Origin of the sequence: Mesorhizobium sp. M0983 (assembly GCF_040318975.1) — a bacterium.
GTDB lineage: Bacteria > Pseudomonadota > Alphaproteobacteria > Rhizobiales > Rhizobiaceae > Mesorhizobium.
In genome coordinates this window covers 26,006-40,743 of sequence record NZ_JAMYNH010000035.1, presented here as the reverse complement: position 1 = coordinate 40,743, position 14,738 = coordinate 26,006, and the positions used below count along the sequence as shown (strand labels likewise).

At 61.8% G+C, this 14,738-nt stretch carries 15 protein-coding genes and 5 pseudogenes; 13 read left to right on the top strand and 7 right to left on the bottom strand.

What is annotated here, in order from left to right:
* From NKH71_RS31335 to NKH71_RS31315, 5 genes and pseudogenes are all read right to left on the bottom strand, one after another.
* Positions 1–94 (bottom strand): annotated as a pseudogene (locus NKH71_RS31335) (protein-L-isoaspartate(D-aspartate) O-methyltransferase); the annotation flags it as partial.
* 168 nt (positions 95–262) lie between these two features.
* Positions 263–1,435, bottom strand: coding sequence for a site-specific integrase (locus tag NKH71_RS31330; protein WP_352592150.1), 1,173 nt, complete (start codon positions 1,433–1,435; stop codon positions 263–265).
* A complete protein-coding gene (locus tag NKH71_RS31325) occupies positions 1,425–1,841 on the bottom strand; it encodes a type II toxin-antitoxin system VapC family toxin (protein WP_352548630.1) in 417 nt (138 codons plus the stop codon). The genes NKH71_RS31330 and NKH71_RS31325 overlap by 11 nt, the downstream gene beginning before the upstream one ends.
* Positions 1,841–2,083 carry a type II toxin-antitoxin system Phd/YefM family antitoxin gene (locus NKH71_RS31320; RefSeq protein ID WP_031195006.1) on the bottom strand — a complete coding sequence of 81 codons (243 nt, stop codon included), beginning with the start codon at positions 2,081–2,083 and terminating at the stop codon, positions 1,841–1,843. The genes NKH71_RS31325 and NKH71_RS31320 overlap by 1 nt, the downstream gene beginning before the upstream one ends.
* A gap of 353 nt (positions 2,084–2,436) precedes the next feature.
* On the bottom strand, positions 2,437–2,679 hold the full coding sequence (locus NKH71_RS31315; RefSeq protein ID WP_352896012.1) for a DUF982 domain-containing protein: 243 nt from the start codon (positions 2,677–2,679) through the stop codon (positions 2,437–2,439).
* Positions 2,680–2,836: 157 nt separating this feature from the next.
* On the opposite strand from NKH71_RS31315, the gene ligD reads away from it, so the two are divergent.
* Positions 2,837–4,615, top strand: a complete 1,779-nt coding sequence (ligD, locus tag NKH71_RS31310; RefSeq protein WP_352896009.1) for a DNA ligase D — start codon at positions 2,837–2,839, stop codon at positions 4,613–4,615.
* Between the two features lie 633 nt (positions 4,616–5,248).
* Complete coding sequence (locus NKH71_RS31305) at positions 5,249–6,133, top strand: hypothetical protein (RefSeq protein WP_352548626.1); 885 nt, start codon at positions 5,249–5,251, stop codon at positions 6,131–6,133.
* Between the two features lie 756 nt (positions 6,134–6,889).
* Here NKH71_RS31305 and NKH71_RS31300 read toward each other — a convergent pair.
* The gene (locus tag NKH71_RS31300) at positions 6,890–7,531 is read right to left on the bottom strand and encodes a hypothetical protein (RefSeq protein WP_352896006.1); all 642 of its coding nucleotides are present in this window, start codon (positions 7,529–7,531) and stop codon (positions 6,890–6,892) included.
* 238 nt (positions 7,532–7,769) lie between these two features.
* On the opposite strand from NKH71_RS31300, the gene NKH71_RS31295 reads away from it, so the two are divergent.
* The 8 genes and pseudogenes from NKH71_RS31295 to NKH71_RS31260 all read left to right on the top strand — a co-directional run.
* A complete protein-coding gene (locus tag NKH71_RS31295) occupies positions 7,770–7,952 on the top strand; it encodes a DUF3606 domain-containing protein (RefSeq protein WP_352896003.1) in 183 nt (60 codons plus the stop codon).
* Positions 7,953–8,075: 123 nt separating this feature from the next.
* The gene (gene xth, locus NKH71_RS31290; protein WP_352717661.1) at positions 8,076–8,852 is read left to right on the top strand and encodes an exodeoxyribonuclease III; all 777 of its coding nucleotides are present in this window, start codon (positions 8,076–8,078) and stop codon (positions 8,850–8,852) included.
* 16 nt (positions 8,853–8,868) lie between these two features.
* Positions 8,869–9,081, top strand: a complete 213-nt coding sequence (locus tag NKH71_RS31285; RefSeq protein WP_352896001.1) for a hypothetical protein — start codon at positions 8,869–8,871, stop codon at positions 9,079–9,081.
* 13 nt (positions 9,082–9,094) lie between these two features.
* Positions 9,095–9,409 (top strand): hypothetical protein, encoded by a 315-nt coding sequence (locus NKH71_RS31280; RefSeq protein ID WP_352496216.1) that lies wholly within the window; start codon positions 9,095–9,097, stop codon positions 9,407–9,409.
* Positions 9,406–10,029: a cysteine hydrolase family protein gene (locus tag NKH71_RS31275; protein WP_352895999.1), complete on the top strand. Its 624-nt coding sequence runs from the start codon at positions 9,406–9,408 to the stop codon at positions 10,027–10,029. The genes NKH71_RS31280 and NKH71_RS31275 overlap by 4 nt, the downstream gene beginning before the upstream one ends.
* A gap of 20 nt (positions 10,030–10,049) precedes the next feature.
* Positions 10,050–10,899, top strand: a pseudogene (nadE, locus tag NKH71_RS31270) (NAD(+) synthase).
* A gap of 271 nt (positions 10,900–11,170) precedes the next feature.
* On the top strand, positions 11,171–11,380 hold the full coding sequence (locus NKH71_RS31265; protein ID WP_352895996.1) for a hypothetical protein: 210 nt from the start codon (positions 11,171–11,173) through the stop codon (positions 11,378–11,380).
* A 983-nt stretch (positions 11,381–12,363) separates the two neighbouring features.
* Positions 12,364–13,130: pseudogene (locus tag NKH71_RS31260) on the top strand (IS481 family transposase); the annotation flags it as partial.
* Positions 13,131–13,228: 98 nt separating this feature from the next.
* Here the strand turns inward: NKH71_RS31260 and NKH71_RS31255 are convergent.
* Positions 13,229–13,402 (bottom strand): annotated as a pseudogene (locus NKH71_RS31255) (IS481 family transposase); the annotation flags it as partial.
* Positions 13,403–13,486: 84 nt separating this feature from the next.
* Here NKH71_RS31255 and NKH71_RS31250 point away from each other — a divergent pair.
* From NKH71_RS31250 to NKH71_RS31240, 3 genes and pseudogenes are all read left to right on the top strand, one after another.
* Positions 13,487–13,751, top strand: a pseudogene (locus NKH71_RS31250) (hypothetical protein); the annotation flags it as partial.
* A 443-nt stretch (positions 13,752–14,194) separates the two neighbouring features.
* The gene (locus NKH71_RS31245) at positions 14,195–14,422 is read left to right on the top strand and encodes a hypothetical protein (protein ID WP_023722175.1); all 228 of its coding nucleotides are present in this window, start codon (positions 14,195–14,197) and stop codon (positions 14,420–14,422) included.
* A gap of 125 nt (positions 14,423–14,547) precedes the next feature.
* On the top strand, positions 14,548–14,682 hold the full coding sequence (locus NKH71_RS31240) for a YHYH domain-containing protein (RefSeq protein WP_156948257.1): 135 nt from the start codon (positions 14,548–14,550) through the stop codon (positions 14,680–14,682).
* Positions 14,683–14,738: the final 56 nt, after the last annotated feature.

Here is a 14,738-nt window from a genome sequence, read left to right as displayed (position 1 = left end):
TGTGAATTGCAATCATCTCGACCATGTGCCTGCGTAGAACCGCGAGATGCTCTTCGTTCATCGGCTTCATGACGGTGGGGCGCTCCTCAACCAGTCTGCTGCCAGAGAGCCTTATATCCTGTTCGTCACGGTAGCGCCCGCGATCATTTCCATTACGGGTGCCCAGGGCAAGCGTGGGTGACAGTCACAGTCTTGGCAGGCTATCGCCGGCGGCGACTCTTGAGATTTTGGGCGCGCCGCAAGGGTCGGATCGATCTGCGACTCAGACGATTATCCGCGCCGCCCGCCCGAGCGTGCGTTCCGCGTCATTGTAGTAGTTCGAGGCCTGCTGCACAGAGCGATGCTGCGACTGCTGCATGGCTTCGGGCAACGGAATGCCGCGGCGTGCGGTTTCGGTGAGATAGCCGGAGCGCAGGCCGTGGGCGGAGAAGGCTTGCGGATCGAACCCGGCCTCGGCGATGCGGCGCTTCAGGATCAGATTGACGGCCTGCGGCGTCAGGGCGCGCGCTTCGAGATTGCCCCAGCGGTCGATGCCGCGAAACACGGCGCCTTCAGTGACGCCGGCGCGCTCGAGCCACGCTCGCAGCACCGTCACCGGCCGGCCGACGAGCAGCACGAAAGCGTCGCCATCGGCCTGTGTCGTCTTGGTCCGGCCGAGCCGGATTTTTAGGCAGGGAATTTTTTGCCCCTCTGAATCCTTGGGATCCGCTGGCACCGGCTCTTCTTCGATGAGCTGTTCGACGCGGAGGTCAGAAACCTCGCTGCGGCGGCGACCGCCCGAGGCGAAGGCGGTGATGAGCAGCGCGCGATCGCGCATGTCGACGAGGCGGTCGCCGGCGCAGGCCTTCAGGAGGGCGGTCAAAATGTCAGCGGTCACCGCTTTCTTGCTCTTGCGGTTCCGCGGCCGGGCGCCGGCGCGCACCGCCAGTCTGATGGCGCTCTGCAGCCCCGGCGCGTTGAAGTTTCCGACAAGTCCGCGCCATCTGGTCAAGGTGGACCAGCTCGACAGGCGCCGGCGCACGGTGGACGGCGCATGCGGTCTTTTTGTCACCCGTAACAGGCCCTGGGCTACCAGCGACGCCGCTATGTCAGCCGGCATGCCATGGGTCGGATCACTCTCGCGCCGGGAAGAATCCCACAGGTGGTGGGCGACGAATTTGATCAAAAGCGTTTCCGGCGCCGGCCAGGGCAGCGGAGAACCGGTGCCGGCAAAAGACCATGCCTCGAGATAGCCAAGGTCGGAGGCCAGCGCGCGGAGAGAGTTTGCGCCGATGCCTTCTTTGGCCAGGTGGCGCAGCGTTGCGACATCGTCGTCGGTCAGGATTTCGGCCAAAAGATCGCGCCGGTCGAAGGGCAGCACCGAATCCAATGCGTCGAGCGCCTCGGCGCGTCGAACACCATTGCCAGGTGGCCGAGCGACGAGGTCAGTTGCCATTGGCGAGCGGTCCGAAAATGCGGACTCCCTTGCCGCGCGCGGCAACGGCGAGCTTGCGATCGAGGGTCGCCAGCGGCAACTCGGTTTCGATGGCCAGCGCAAGGTAGGCGGCGTCATAGGCACTGAGACCGTGCGCGGCCGCTAGCGCCAGCACCGCGCCGTCCGACCCGCCGCCGGCGTCCTCCAGCGGCAATCGGCGCAGCCGTGCCATGGCGGTGGCCGCTTCGCCTGCGGCGATGCGGCTACGCCGCTCGGCCATCAGCACGACACTGCGCGCCTCGTGCCAGAACAGCGACGGCACCGGCGATCGCCCCGTCAGGCCGGCAACCAGGGTCTCGGCGACCGCGCTGTGCTCCTCCGGCAGCAGCCAGGCCGCGGCTATGGACGCGTCCAGGACGAGACGCATCAGTAACGGTGGCCTTCATGCTTCCAGGCCAGAATTTCCTCGGTGGTGACAGGTTTTGCGTGGGCCCGCGCGGCGCGGACCTCTTCGATCAAGGCGCCCAGATCCTGGTTTTGGGGAAGGCGGGACAGCTTGGCAATGGGATCGTTGCCGCGCGAAATGATCACCTCCTCACCGGCCTCGACCTTAGCGAGCAGTTCCGAAAGGTGGGTTTTGGCCTCGCCAATTTTCACCGTGATGGTCATTGTTTTGTCCTCGTAGGAGCTTGCTGTGCGCTATGCGACTCGCGTCGCGCTGAGCCCAGCCATGCACGACAAACACGGTTCTGCACCACGATAGCGCCGATTCCACAGGTTGGTCAAGCCTTGGTCTGATCGCTATCGATAAGAGAGAATTATCGATAGTGAGAAGGCCCGAGAAAATCCCCTGCAAGTCAGCTTAGATGCCGGATAGCTTGACTATCGCTGAAGGCGCAGCGGTAGTCGGCAAGTCAATGGTCCTCGCTTGCCAGTTCTACGACCGCCGCCTCGCTGCAGAGCCGACGATGCTCTTTGTTAGGTTCGTGCCCAACCAAGAGTAGGGCTTTCGGTCGCAGATGCTAAGGAGGCACTAGGTTTCCCTCTTCCTTGGCCGCTTCGCGAAACGCCCTGCGGACCACTTCGGGTTTCACCTGATCGATCATGGCATCCATGCAGAGCTGCACTGCGCTGTGCCACTTGGGGCCACGCTTGGTCCACTGCAACAGTTGCTCGGCGGCTCCCTCGACGTTGTTGCACTGATAAGCAATGCCAGGACGGGTGGTCCTTACGGAGACCGGCGGAGAGAACCAATGGAGCGACATTCGTACATAAGCGATGGCTTAACTAAGAGTTCCCTCAACCACGCCCGGTTCGAGCAAGGATCAGGTAAACCGGCTCGGGGCCTTACTCCTCCGGCCAGCCCTGTTGCGGAACCTATTCACTGGCCGCAAGGTTTGGGTGGAAGGTCAGGAGTGTGCCATGAGTTCCAAAGCTGGGGATGGCCAGCTCTCTTTCATTGAGTTCCAGTCGCCCACGCTGGTCGAGAATGCGCCCGAGGGCGGCGAATGGCTTCACGAGATCAAATACGACGGCTACCGCACCGAGCTGATCATTAAGGGCGGTAAAGCGCGGGCCTTCACGCGTCGTGGCTACGACTGGTCGCATCGATACCGACGAATTGTTCAAACAGCGGCGGGCTTGCCGGTGAAGGCGGCGATCATCGACGGGGAGGCTGTCGTTCTCGGCGACAGCGGCCTGCCGGATTACCAAGCCTTGGAACGGGAGTTGGGCAATCCAGACTCGGCGAGGCTCATCTTCTACGCGTTCGACCTGCTGCACCTCAACGGGCGCGATCTACGACAGCAGCCGCTGGTGAGGCGCAAGGCAGCCCTAGAGAAGCTGCTTAAGAACTCAGCGCCGACACTGACCTATGCCGAGCATCTGGAGGTGAGCGGCACGGACGTGTTTGAACATGCCTGCCGAATGGGCTTGGAGGGGATTGTCTCCAAGCGCACCGATGCCACGTACCGCTCGGGTATCCAGACGAGTTGGCTCAAAGTGAAGTGCATCAAGAGCGACACCTTCCCCATTGTCGCTTTCGTGGAAAAGCTCGGCGCTCACCCGCGCCGGATCGCATCGCTCTACATAGGCCGTCGCGAGGGCGACCGACTGCTCTATGCCGGCAAGGCTCGCAGCGGCTACACCTTGAGCGCTGCGCGACTGGTTCGAGAGCGGCTTGACCCGCTGATCATCAGCAAGTCGCCTCTGTCAGAGCCCATTGTGAAACCGAAGGCGACATGGGTCAGACCGGACGTGCTGGCCGAGGTGCAATTCAGTGGCGTAACAGATCGCGGCGTGCTGCGTGAAGCCGTGTTCAAGGGTCTGCGAGAAGACCTCGTGGCGATCCCGGCCAAGCCTCCTGCGCCATCAAAGCGACGTGGGCCAGCCCGGGAATATGGCGTTCCCAGCGAGAACATCCTGCAACTGCTGCCCGAGGCGGTCTCGCCGTCCAAAGAAGAGCTTGCGCGCTATTGGCAGAGGGTTGCCGATCACGCACTCGTCCATCTCGGCCACCGACCGCTGAAGCTGGTCCGCCATGCTCTCGGCGCAACCTTTTACCACAAGGGCGCGCTGCCGAAGATCCCGCCAGCAGTGCATCAGTTGCGCGTTCAGAAGCGCGAGGGTGGCGAAGGTGTGCGCGTGTGGGTGGACGACCTTGCCGGCCTGCTAGGGCTGGTCGAGATGGATGCTGTAGAGCTGCATGCTTGGAATGCCACCGTTGATGACATCGAGCATGCCGACCGCATCGTTCTGGACCTCGACCCGGGTGAGGGGGTCGAGTGGGATGAGGTCATCCGGACCGCGCTAGCGCTCCGCGACATCATGGGAGCAGAAGGCCTAGAGAGCTGGCCGAAGGTGACGGGCGGCAAGGGAATTCACCTGATGGCCCCACTTGCGACGAAGATCCCGCACGACAATGCCCGGCTCCTTGCCCGGTCGTTCGCCAAGCGCCTCGCTGAAGCTCATCCTGATCGCTATCTGCTCTCCGCCGCACCGGCAGCCCGAAAGGGCCGCATCTTCATTGATTACCTCCGCAATGGGCGCGGCAACACGGCGGTCGGCGCCTTCTCCCCACGAGCGCGACCTGGCTTCCCAATCGCTCATCCCGTGACCTGGAGCCAGGTTGAGGCAGCCATCCGTCCAGATGCCTTCACCATCGACCGTCCGTTCAGGGCGGCCGTCAGAAAGGCAGCGTGAGGATCAAGGGCAGGAAACGAAATTCCCGGCAGGGATTTTTGTCAGCAGTCGGCGAAGACGCCTAGCGAACAATGGATCACTCAACTATTTGCCGCAGAGGTCGAGCTCTATCCAGGCGAGCGCATGATCACTCGGCTTTTGCCAACCTCGCAAATCAGCGTACACGCCGGCATCACGTAACCTGTTCGAAAGTGATGGGCTCACGAGGAGATGATCCATCCGGAGGCCGGAACTCCGATCATAACCGCCCCGGTAGGAGAAGTTCCAATACGTGTAGATGCCTTTCTGTGGAGGGATGCGGCGGACGGCATCAATCCAGCCGTTACCCAGCATTTCGGCGTAGGCTTGCCGGCTCTCCGGAAAGGTGACTGCGTCCGCCTAGCCAACGTCTCGGCACCACGGTTGCCACGAACGAGCTTTTATCGGCCGCACGGCCGCAAGCCGCTCTCCCATCTGGTTTAGACATTGGTCATCCTCTCGGCTCTCCCTAACCGCCGAGCGTGGGAAAAGGTTCACTTCGCCGGTCTCGAGCATCGGGGATCACTTCAGGCGCCATATTCCGCGGAGTCCGTCAGGCTGGTGAACTTTTAGGGCCGGCGCTGCGTTCCGTGCAGCGAACTCGGTTGATGCACAATGACGGAATCCAACGCTCGTCCCGCGCCGCAGAAAAAGGATGCACGTGGTGCCGAGGCCCGCTTTTCGTTCGATCGAATGGCGATCGAGCGGTTTCAGCAAACCTTTCCGCGTGCCAGATGGAGCGACGAGCGCAGCAGCTGGTTCGTACCCGGCAAGACGGCGGCCCGGCGGATCGACCGCTGGCTGGCGCAAGAGGCAGCGCTACGGGCGCCCCATGACGATAGCAAGGGACGCGATGCCTTCGCCTTCGACCCAATATCGAGCCAGTATCTGGAGATCGCGGACGACCTCCGCATTCGCACCTCCTATTCGAGGACCGTGCTTGAAGAATTGCGCGCTGTTCCGTGGGCGAGTTGGGACGATGAGTTGCGGGCTTGGAGAGTTCCGTTCCGCTCATATGAAGAGCTACGGCGCCGATGGCCAAGCATCGAAAAAGCTGCGCAGCATGCCGAACCGGAGGAGAGGAAACGGCGACGAGCAGCCGCCAGGAACACCGAAGCATATAAAGCCGCACAAAAGCGGGCTGCTGAACGCCGGCGCCATCGCTATCCGCTGCCAGCTCAAGATCTACCTACTCTGGGCCGCGCTGTCGCAACCGAGCAGTACGGGATTGTCGTCTTCACTGAAATTTCCGGTGAACTGGTTGAGCTATCCGACGTAGCCGCCTTCTACCCCCGCGCAATGCCTGCGAACGGCGACTTCGTTTGGGGCAGGTGGCGTTCGGCTACGCTGGCCGAACTTGTGAGCACATGGCCCGCTCGGCTATCCGCCGGGCCGACCGAACGCTTCAGAGGCTGGTGGAGGCCAACGCTCGCCGAACTTAGAGTTGCCCGTCGAAAAGCCCGCGGCAGTGAGCGTAGTAGGCGAAGTCGCGAGCGGTAGATGCGGCGCTCACATCCGGCGTTAAGGCGGCCGCAACACACGGATTCTTCGGTCGGGCGGAGCTTGGGCAGGTCTACTGCTGACTGATGGCGACCGCCTTGGGTCCAGCCTGTGTGGAAACGCATTGATTTGGTAAAGTGATTCCCCGATCAGAGAGGGGAGTCGGGTATCGCTTGGAAGTTAACCGCAAGAATTGTCATATCGCTCCTTAGCAGCGTGGAGAAAATGTTCGTCGCTGGATACCGCCCTTACAAGGCGGAAAGGGCACCGCGGCGGAAATGACAAACCCGCCGAGCGCGAGGCGCGGCGGGCGGTCACGCGTCGCGCCAGGCTGGGCGGGGGCTTGGGGTACGCCTGGTGCAGCCCTGTTCCATGCCGGCGAAGCCGACTGACAGCGCGCCTGGTCAGGTGCCGGCCGCTGAAGGCGGCTCGAGCGTCGACGATGCGGAGACGCACACCCGTCCTTGAGGCCATGCAGCGTGCCAGTCTTAGCGACCCCCGGCCGGGCGTGCCGATCGGCGAGCTGATCGCCCGCCTGCCAGCCCGTCTCCGCGCCATGACACCTCCGAAAACAGGATCCTAACCGTCCTACAATATCCTCGGGGGTGTGGGGGCAGACAGCCAGGCAGACAGCCCCCACGGGGTAGCTCACCGCCCCAGCCGGCGCAGGAGCCGCCAGCTGAAGTAGAGCAGGGCCCACAGCACGGCCGAGGCCAGCCAGCTAACTGGTGAGCGTGACGGTCAGGCCGGCGAGCGTCAGCGCCGAGGCGCCGAGCACGGCGAGGAGGCCCCGGAACCCCTGCCGAACCGCGCCGACAGGCGCGTGAACCGGCCCATGTCCGCCGCGGATGTCCACAGCTTCAGAACATCCGCCGTGGCGCGGTAGCCTTGCGCCTTGGCGACGATGCCGAGGAGGTCGGCGGCGGCTGTGCGCAGGGTGGCCAACGGGGCAGGGCGCAGCACGCCCGTAAGCGTGGCGCAGGCGGCGGCGAGATCGCCGGCCCTGGCGAGAGTCACCGTGGCGCGCAGCGCCTCGCCATCGACGGCGTCGCCGGCGAGCCGCACCAATTCGCCGCGCAGCGGCTTCGACAGCCGGCCGCCCTTGCTGGCGGCCTTGAGAACCGTGGCCCCGACGCGTGCCGGCGTGGTGGCGCCGAGGATGGTCACCGTGACGACCGCGATGGTGAGCCCGACGGCGGCGAGGCCGAGGATGACCGGGTCATAGGCGGCGCCGTCGAGATAGGCGCAGCCTTCGTGGATCAGGTCGCGCACGTCGCCGATGCCGTGCATCGGTGACCAGGGCGCCAGCCAGGCCAGCGGGGATTGTCGCGTCGCCGGTGGCGGCGCCGTGCCACGTATCCCTGGCGACCCGGCCGAGGTCGGTGGCCTGCGCCGCACGACGCGGTCGCTCAGGCTGGCGGGCAGGGGGTGTGCAGCTGGTCGGCCAAGTCGTGCAGGCTGGCGGCGAGCTCGGGGGCGGCGTCGGTGAGCGCCTGGTCGACTGAGGGCCTCGAATACATGGGCTGATTCAACAAACCCGGCCTGGATTCGGTTCCATGGCCCGCGCGTCGAAGGATTGAACCGGAAGAGTCCGGCTGCGTTGTTGGGACTGGAACGGCAATCCTCGGAGGAAGAAATGGCAAGCACTGGAACAACACGTGGACGCGATCAGGACCGTGCCAGGGTCGCTGGTGGGCAGGATCATGAAATGAAGTACGAGGCGGGCAAAACCGGCGCCAGCAAAGCTGACGTCAAATCGGCGGTGAAGTCGCTCGGCAACAGTCGCAAGAAGGTCGAAGACGAGCTGGGCAAGAAGTGAACCTCGGCCGCACAGGATGCCGGCGAAGTTGGCGATACCAAGAGCTGGGGGTTCAGCGCAACGGGATAGGCCACGCCCCCCTGCGCGCCGGTCGCCGCCAGTATCTCATGAGAGGGCATGCACATGACCCGCATCGCCACCTTCAATGTGAACGGCGTCAACGGCCGGCTGCCTGTGCTCCTGAAGTGGTTGGGCGAAACCGATTACGACATCATTTGCCTGCAGGAATTGAAGACGTCGGACGACAAGTTCCCTGTCGATGCGATCAGAGAGGCGGGTTACGGCGCCATCTGGCACGGCCAGAAATCCTATAACGGTGTGGCAATCCTCGCTCGCCGAATCGAGCCGGTGGAACGTCGACGCGGCCTACCGGGCGATCCAGACGATACCCACAGCCGCTATATCGAGGCCGAGGTAGATGGGATAGTCGTAGGCTGCCTCTACCTGCCCAATGGCAATCCGGCGCCTGGCCCAAAGTTCGACTACAAGCTGCGCTGGTTCGATCGTCTCATCAGCTACGGCCAGCATTTGCTCGACGACGGGGCACCAAGCGTTCTCTGCGGCGACTATAATGTCGTTCCAACCCCAATCGACGCCGTGGTGCCGAGGCGATGGCTGGGCGATGCGGTCTATTTCCCGGAGAGCCGGCAGGCCTATGCCAAAATGCTCAAAGGTGGCTGGATCGATGCTGTCCGGCGCATCCATCCGGAGAAGGGCATCTACACCTATTGGAATTTCTCCTACCGGGGCGGCTTCGATCGGAGTTCCGGCCTGCGCATGGACCATCTCCTGGTGAGCCCCTCTCTTTCCGACCGGCTGCGTAATGCCGGCGTGGATGTCGAGCTTCGCGGGTGGGAGAAGCCAAGCGACCATGCGCCGGCCTGGATCGAGCTCAATTGAACCACGAGGAACACGGATGGTCGAACCGGATTATCCCGAAATGAACGAGTCAATCGACAATATCTCTCTCTACGCGGCCGGCGGCTACAGCTTTGCGGTTGAGACGCCCCAAGAAGGCCGGACGCAGAACGCCCACGATGCTGAGACCAGGATGTTGCGAGCCAAGAAACTGCTCACTTGGGTTTCGCGTTGCCTTTTTCGTTCGGCTTCTCGGTTCGACGCAAGCTGACGAAGGTGATCCAATGAAAAATGTCGCTGCTTACGGATCCCAATCTTCCGATGGGCTCACTGCTGCGGTGCCGCGCCCTCGGAGGAATCGCGGCGGATGTGTCGAGCGGGGAACCGCCAAACGCAACAACCGCCTACTGGCGGCACCGCTCCTGCTGCACCAGGATCATCCACCATATGAGTTCGCCTACATGCCACTGAACAAGCTCAAGAATATCGAGGACTACTTCGTCGGCTGCCAAGTCGCCGAAGGCAAGGAAGCGAAGATCGTGGGTCATCAGGACAAGTCCGAGGCGCAGAGCATTGTCAGGGAGGCGGTCGGGCCTTGACGAAATTGGACCAAGCCCTGCGGTTTGGACCGCTTCGTGAGCGCTGGGTTCACCTCTGCGTCGACATGCAACGGATGTTTGCCGAGGCGACTGAATGGCACACGCCGTGGATGGAGCGTGTATTGCCCAATGTCGTCGCCCTCGTCGAACTTGATCCGGCGCGGACGATCTTCACCCGGTTTATTCCCCCTCAATCTCCCGACGACGCAGTCGGCGCCTGGCGGCGGTACTATTACAAGTGGGGGACGATGACCCGCGATCGGCTCGATCCTCAGCTGATTGATCTTGTTCCGGAACTGGCGCGGTTCGTGCCGCCCGCTTTGCTGGAGGACAAACCCGTCATGTCCGCTTGGCACGGGTCACTGCATGCTCGCCTGCGGTCTGCGGGCATTGATTCACTCATCGTGTCAGGCGCGGAGACGGAGGTTTGCGTGCTCGCCACTGTGATGGGGGCGATCGATCTCGGCTACCGGGTGGTCATCGTGGCTGATGCGGTATGTTCCGGAGCTGACTCGACCCACGATGCCATGCTCGCGATCTATGAGAGCCGCTACGGCATGCAGGTCGAGACGGTGACCACCGCCGACCTCCTGGCCGCGCGGCTGGACGGAATGTTGTGACATCAGGAGCACCACTGCGCATGACGGAACAGGAAATGATCATCGACGGGTTGGGCGTCACTCCGAGTTTCGATGTCGCGCTGGAAGCGCGCCGGCGCGTGGACTTTCTCGTCACCTATCTTCGTGCATCGGGCCTCAGTGCGTATGTGCTGGGGATCAGCGGCGGAGTGGATTCACTCGCCGCGGCCCTTCTGGCTCAACGGGCCGTCGAGGAACTGCGAAAGGCGGGATACGAGGCAAAGATTCGTGGCGGTTCGTCTCCCGTACGGCACTCAGGCGAACGAGAAGGACGCCCAGCGAGCTTTGGACACCATAGGAGCGGATGAAGTGCACCGGGTCGACATCAAGCCGGCTGCCGATGCGATGCTGGATTCGATCAAGCTGGCCAGTGTCGAGCTCGGCGATGCCGGCCGCGAGGATTTCTTGCTTGGCAACATTAAGGCGCGTCAGCGCATGATCGCCCAGTTCGCGCTCGCCGGCGCCACCCGAGGGCTGGTCATCGGCACCGACCATGCGGCTGAGGCATTGATGGGCTTCTTCACCAAGTTCGGCGATGGTGCCGCCGACATTCTTCCGCTTTCCGGGTTGAACAAGCGCAGGGTTCGCGCCTTGGCAGCGCATCTGGGCGCTCCGTGTGAACTTGTTGACAAGATCCCGACCGCCGATCTGGAGAACCTCGTTCCGCTTCGGCCGGACGAAGATGCATATGGTGTCTCGTACGATCAGATCGACGACTTCCTCGAAGGCCGAGAGATCGACGAAGCGGCGCGCACGCGCATACTTCATGTGCATTCCAGCACAGCGCATAAGCGAGCGCTTCCGGTCACAGCCATTGCCATGACTAATTCGCCATTGCCGCATCGCCAATAACTGCCTCACGATACACGGCCGACGTGCTCGCCGCAGCCACCGCGAAGCCGAGCCAGAGCCATTCCACGCGAGAATGGTAGGGCCTGCGCGAGGCTCAAGACGTCCCCTTCGCCCGCGCCCAAACTGCCCGACGGCTAAGCCGGCATCATCGAAAACAATGAGATGTAGGCGCGACTGCAGAGTGCATTATTTAATCGATTGACTCGCGGAATGCACCGGCAGTTAATCTGCCCGGTAGGGCAAAAGAGGGGCCACGAACTGGGAGCAAACGATGACTGTGCAAAAAGAAGAGGACTATCGAACCAACAGAGCCGACTATGACATTGCTGCGACGCATAGCCGAGCGACCGCTGAAGGCGATCGCCACGATTTACTGGCAAGAAGAAAGTCGCTGTGGGTAAAAGATCGGCGATCTGCAAAATTGGCTGCAAACCCGTCGGAAAGCTCGCCAGAGCCGAAGGCCAAACCGCGCGGTTATTGAATCAACGCCAGTCACTTCGTCCTGCTATCGTCAAGCGCGCCCCTGCGGGGGGCGGCGCTTTGCAGTGCATAGCGGCCGAAATGGAAATCGGCGGATCGGGTCTCATTACGATCGTGCTGCGCGAGTGGCTGGAAACTAACGCCTAGCTGCCAAGGCGGGAGATCGACGAAAACGGATGGGGACGCGTAGACGCGTCTTCCGCGATCGCGGAATTACCTGAAACGCCAAGCTCGCTACTATTCACGTGGCGGACCCCAACCCGCCAGGCCGGCGCCGCCAAGCGTTCTTACCCCACGCCCCCAGAGGCGCCGGCCGCCTTCAGAAGGAAGGCAGCCGAGTTTGCGGGTTTCTGACACTCCATCGCCGGTCATGTCAGCAGCGTGTACTCTCATTCAGAAGAGGAAGCTTACGGCAAGTGCCACCACTCTCCGCGATTGGCTCACAGCATCCTGACACTTGCGGGTTCGGTCAGATCAGGCATGGCGCTTGAAGGGTCCGGCAACCTGTTGGCGTCTGGTCCAATCAACCAATGCGAGCCATAAGGCCGTTGGCAACCGCGACCTATAGCGTGCTCACTGGCGATGTGTTCTGTGGATGGCTCCCGTTGAAAGAGGCAATTCGTTGTTCTGGCGCATTGGTTGGGTGCCTGTTCATGCAGCCATTTGAAGCTGCTGGCCCTGATGGGGTCGGCGACGCTGCTGCTAGCCGCAACGTGCACACCGCGATCCATGACGCGCTTCGCCTATGCGCGATACTTTGTAGCGAAGCACAGGTTTGTCGAAAGGAGCGAAGTCCTTTTGCCATTTCAAGAAGCGGGAATCGCCGGAAATGCGAGTGGGCGTATAGCTACGATGCTGACCATGCCTCACCCCCTTGAAAGCCCGGAAGAGGGCCGGCAGCGGGTGGTCGCCTTTAAGGTGGCCTAAGTGTTTGATCCCGAGCTTTGATGGTGCATTCTTTTCTTCCGAATCGAAGGAGGCACTATGGGCCAGGTTCTTCACGGCAGCGCCACGACGACAGAGGCAGTCCGTCGAGCAATCAAAATAGTCAAGAGAGCCTGAGAGCGCTGGCGAAGCGCTACGGGATCAACCAGAAGACGGTCATCAAGTGGAAGGGGCGGACGTCGGTCGCCGATGTGCCGACGGGGCCGAGGAACCCCTCCTCGACGGTGCTTACGATCGAGGAAGAGGCAATGATCGTCGCCTTCCGGCGGCACACCTTGCTGCCGCTCCATGATTGCCTCTACGCACTGCAGCCAACGATTCCGACCCTGACGCGTTCATCCCTGCATCGCTGCCTGCAGCGACATGGGATCAGTCGTCTGCCGGAAGTCGAAGGCGACAAGCCGGCCAAGATCAAGTTCAAGACCTATCCGATCGGCTATTTCCACGTCGACATCGCCGAGGTGCAGACGGCCGAAGGCAAGCTGTACCTCTTCGTGGCCATCGATCGGACCAGCAAGTTCGCCTATGTCGAGCTGCACAAGCGGGCCACAAAAATGATCGCGGCCGAGTTCCTGCGCCATCTCACCCCGGCGGTTCCCTACAAAATCCACACGATCCTCACCGACAACGGTATCCAGTTCAAAAACCGCGAGCAGGACCGCACCGCCATGGAGCACATCTTCGGGCGCACCTGCCGGGACAGCGGCATCGAGCATCGCACGACCAAGGTGAAGCATCCCTGGACCAACGGACAGGTCGAAAGGATGAACCGAACCATCAAGGAAGCCACCGTCAGACGCTTCCACTAGGACAGAACCCGACTGCGCATCCCAAATCTCCCGCCTTCATTTCGCGCGAGACTTTCCCTTCCGAAAGAAAAACGCAAGCTCCGCCCGCCGGTGACCTAAGGGTTTAGTCCCGGCATTTGATGGAGAGGATCGAGCCTGAATCGTTTTGGCTCTTTTGTCCAGATTTTGCAGATGAATTCGTATGGTGTGAGTCCCTTCAGGGTCTTTAGCCTGCGTCCGAAGTTGTAGGCGCTGACGAAGTCTGCGAGATGGGCTTCGAGCTGCTGGTGTTCAGCAGGAATTGCTCCGCGAGTTGGCGCAGCAGATTGCAGCGTTGGAGATTAGAGTCAGCGAACTTGAACAGCGCTAGTCGAATGCCCCGCCAATCTATCGCTGAAGAGCTTGAAAGCGCCGCCGACCGCATCGCGGACATCTCACGCGCGGATCTGCAGGTCATCCTGCGCCGCGCCGCATTAATGCTTAGAAACGTCTCCGGCGCCCGCAACGGAGGACGCTCTCAACTCCATCGCGGCTGAAATGAAAATCAGTAGATCCGACCGCATTCAGATCGTGCTGGAAACCAACGCCTATCTGCCGGTCCGGGCGATCGATGAGGAAAGCGAGACGGACGGCAGTGCGCAGGCTGGTACGGGACCTCTATGCAGAAGACCCGCCGCTACATTTGCGAAGCGACGGGCCTCCGCCCCATTCCCCCATACTGACCTTGCAAGTGCGGTGCCAGACGCATTGACCCATTCCGGGGCACCTTATGGCTATACACAGCGGAATTTCCACCACGTACTTCGTTCGCATGTTTCGATTCCATTAGCTTGAGCGCATGTATTCGCCAGCCAGGCGAGCACCCCCGAAGGCTCGCTGGTCAGGCCCAGCGGCCTCCAGCTGCCAGTCCCCCCGCAACCAAGCCGCTGGGCCGTCCCCGTTAGGGCGAAGCGCTAAGACCTTGCTTGCACCGCTCAAATGAATGGCAATTTTCCGTCTGAATGCGTTTACGGTCCATTGTCTGCGACCAGCATGGGTGTCGCGTGGGAGGCACAGTAACTCCCCTTTTTAAAGGCGTCGAGATGCTACGAGCACCGCAAAGCCAGTTCCTGAGACCTGAAGATCGGGCGATCTGCCAGCGGGTGGTCGACCAAATAACCGCCGACGCTAAATGGTACAGCACCTCGATAGACGGTCAGATTCTGGCCTCGACGACGCTGACTCTCTTTCAATCCGGGGTCGTCAATGAAACGAATTTGCTGGCACATGTTCGCGCGCGCCGCCACGACTTCACTAAGCTGACCGGCTAGCTCTTCACCTTCGGCGTGATCTCTTCGATCTTGGCGCCGGCCCCCGATCTAGCGCGCCTCCGGCAAGTTGCTTGGACCTCTCCTGCAAAGATACTTTGGTGCAGATTAATTGAGGGAGGGCTAAAATGAAATGTGCAATTCTGGCCGTATTGGCGGCTTTGACCTTGGCTTTTGCGACCAGCGCCTATGCACACAGCGGCGGCACCGACAGCAATGGTTGTCACAAGAACCACAAGACAGGCGACTACCACTGCCACTGACTATGCGGCCCTCTGAATGACCCGCCTATCTGTTGCGGAAGAGCTTTGAAAGCGCC

Excerpts from the sequence above, each read along its gene's own strand:
- NKH71_RS31285 (WP_352896001.1), top strand. The coding sequence starts at position 8,869 with ATGGTCGAACCGGATTATCCCGAAATGAACGAGTCAATCGACAATATC.
- NKH71_RS31320 (WP_031195006.1), bottom strand. The coding sequence starts at position 2,083 with ATGACCATCACGGTGAAAATTGGCGAGGCCAAAACCCACCTTTCGGAA.
- NKH71_RS31305 (WP_352548626.1), top strand. The coding sequence starts at position 5,249 with ATGACGGAATCCAACGCTCGTCCCGCGCCGCAGAAAAAGGATGCACGT.
- NKH71_RS31325 (WP_352548630.1), bottom strand. The coding sequence starts at position 1,841 with ATGCGTCTCGTCCTGGACGCGTCCATAGCCGCGGCCTGGCTGCTGCCG.
- NKH71_RS31295 (WP_352896003.1), top strand. The coding sequence starts at position 7,770 with ATGGCAAGCACTGGAACAACACGTGGACGCGATCAGGACCGTGCCAGG.
- ligD (WP_352896009.1), top strand. The coding sequence starts at position 2,837 with ATGAGTTCCAAAGCTGGGGATGGCCAGCTCTCTTTCATTGAGTTCCAG.
- NKH71_RS31245 (WP_023722175.1), top strand. The coding sequence starts at position 14,195 with ATGCTACGAGCACCGCAAAGCCAGTTCCTGAGACCTGAAGATCGGGCG.
- NKH71_RS31280 (WP_352496216.1), top strand. The coding sequence starts at position 9,095 with ATGAAAAATGTCGCTGCTTACGGATCCCAATCTTCCGATGGGCTCACT.
- NKH71_RS31330 (WP_352592150.1), bottom strand. The coding sequence starts at position 1,435 with ATGGCAACTGACCTCGTCGCTCGGCCACCTGGCAATGGTGTTCGACGC.
- xth (WP_352717661.1), top strand. The coding sequence starts at position 8,076 with ATGACCCGCATCGCCACCTTCAATGTGAACGGCGTCAACGGCCGGCTG.
- NKH71_RS31265 (WP_352895996.1), top strand. The coding sequence starts at position 11,171 with ATGACTGTGCAAAAAGAAGAGGACTATCGAACCAACAGAGCCGACTAT.
- NKH71_RS31315 (WP_352896012.1), bottom strand. The coding sequence starts at position 2,679 with ATGTCGCTCCATTGGTTCTCTCCGCCGGTCTCCGTAAGGACCACCCGT.
- NKH71_RS31240 (WP_156948257.1), top strand. The coding sequence starts at position 14,548 with ATGAAATGTGCAATTCTGGCCGTATTGGCGGCTTTGACCTTGGCTTTT.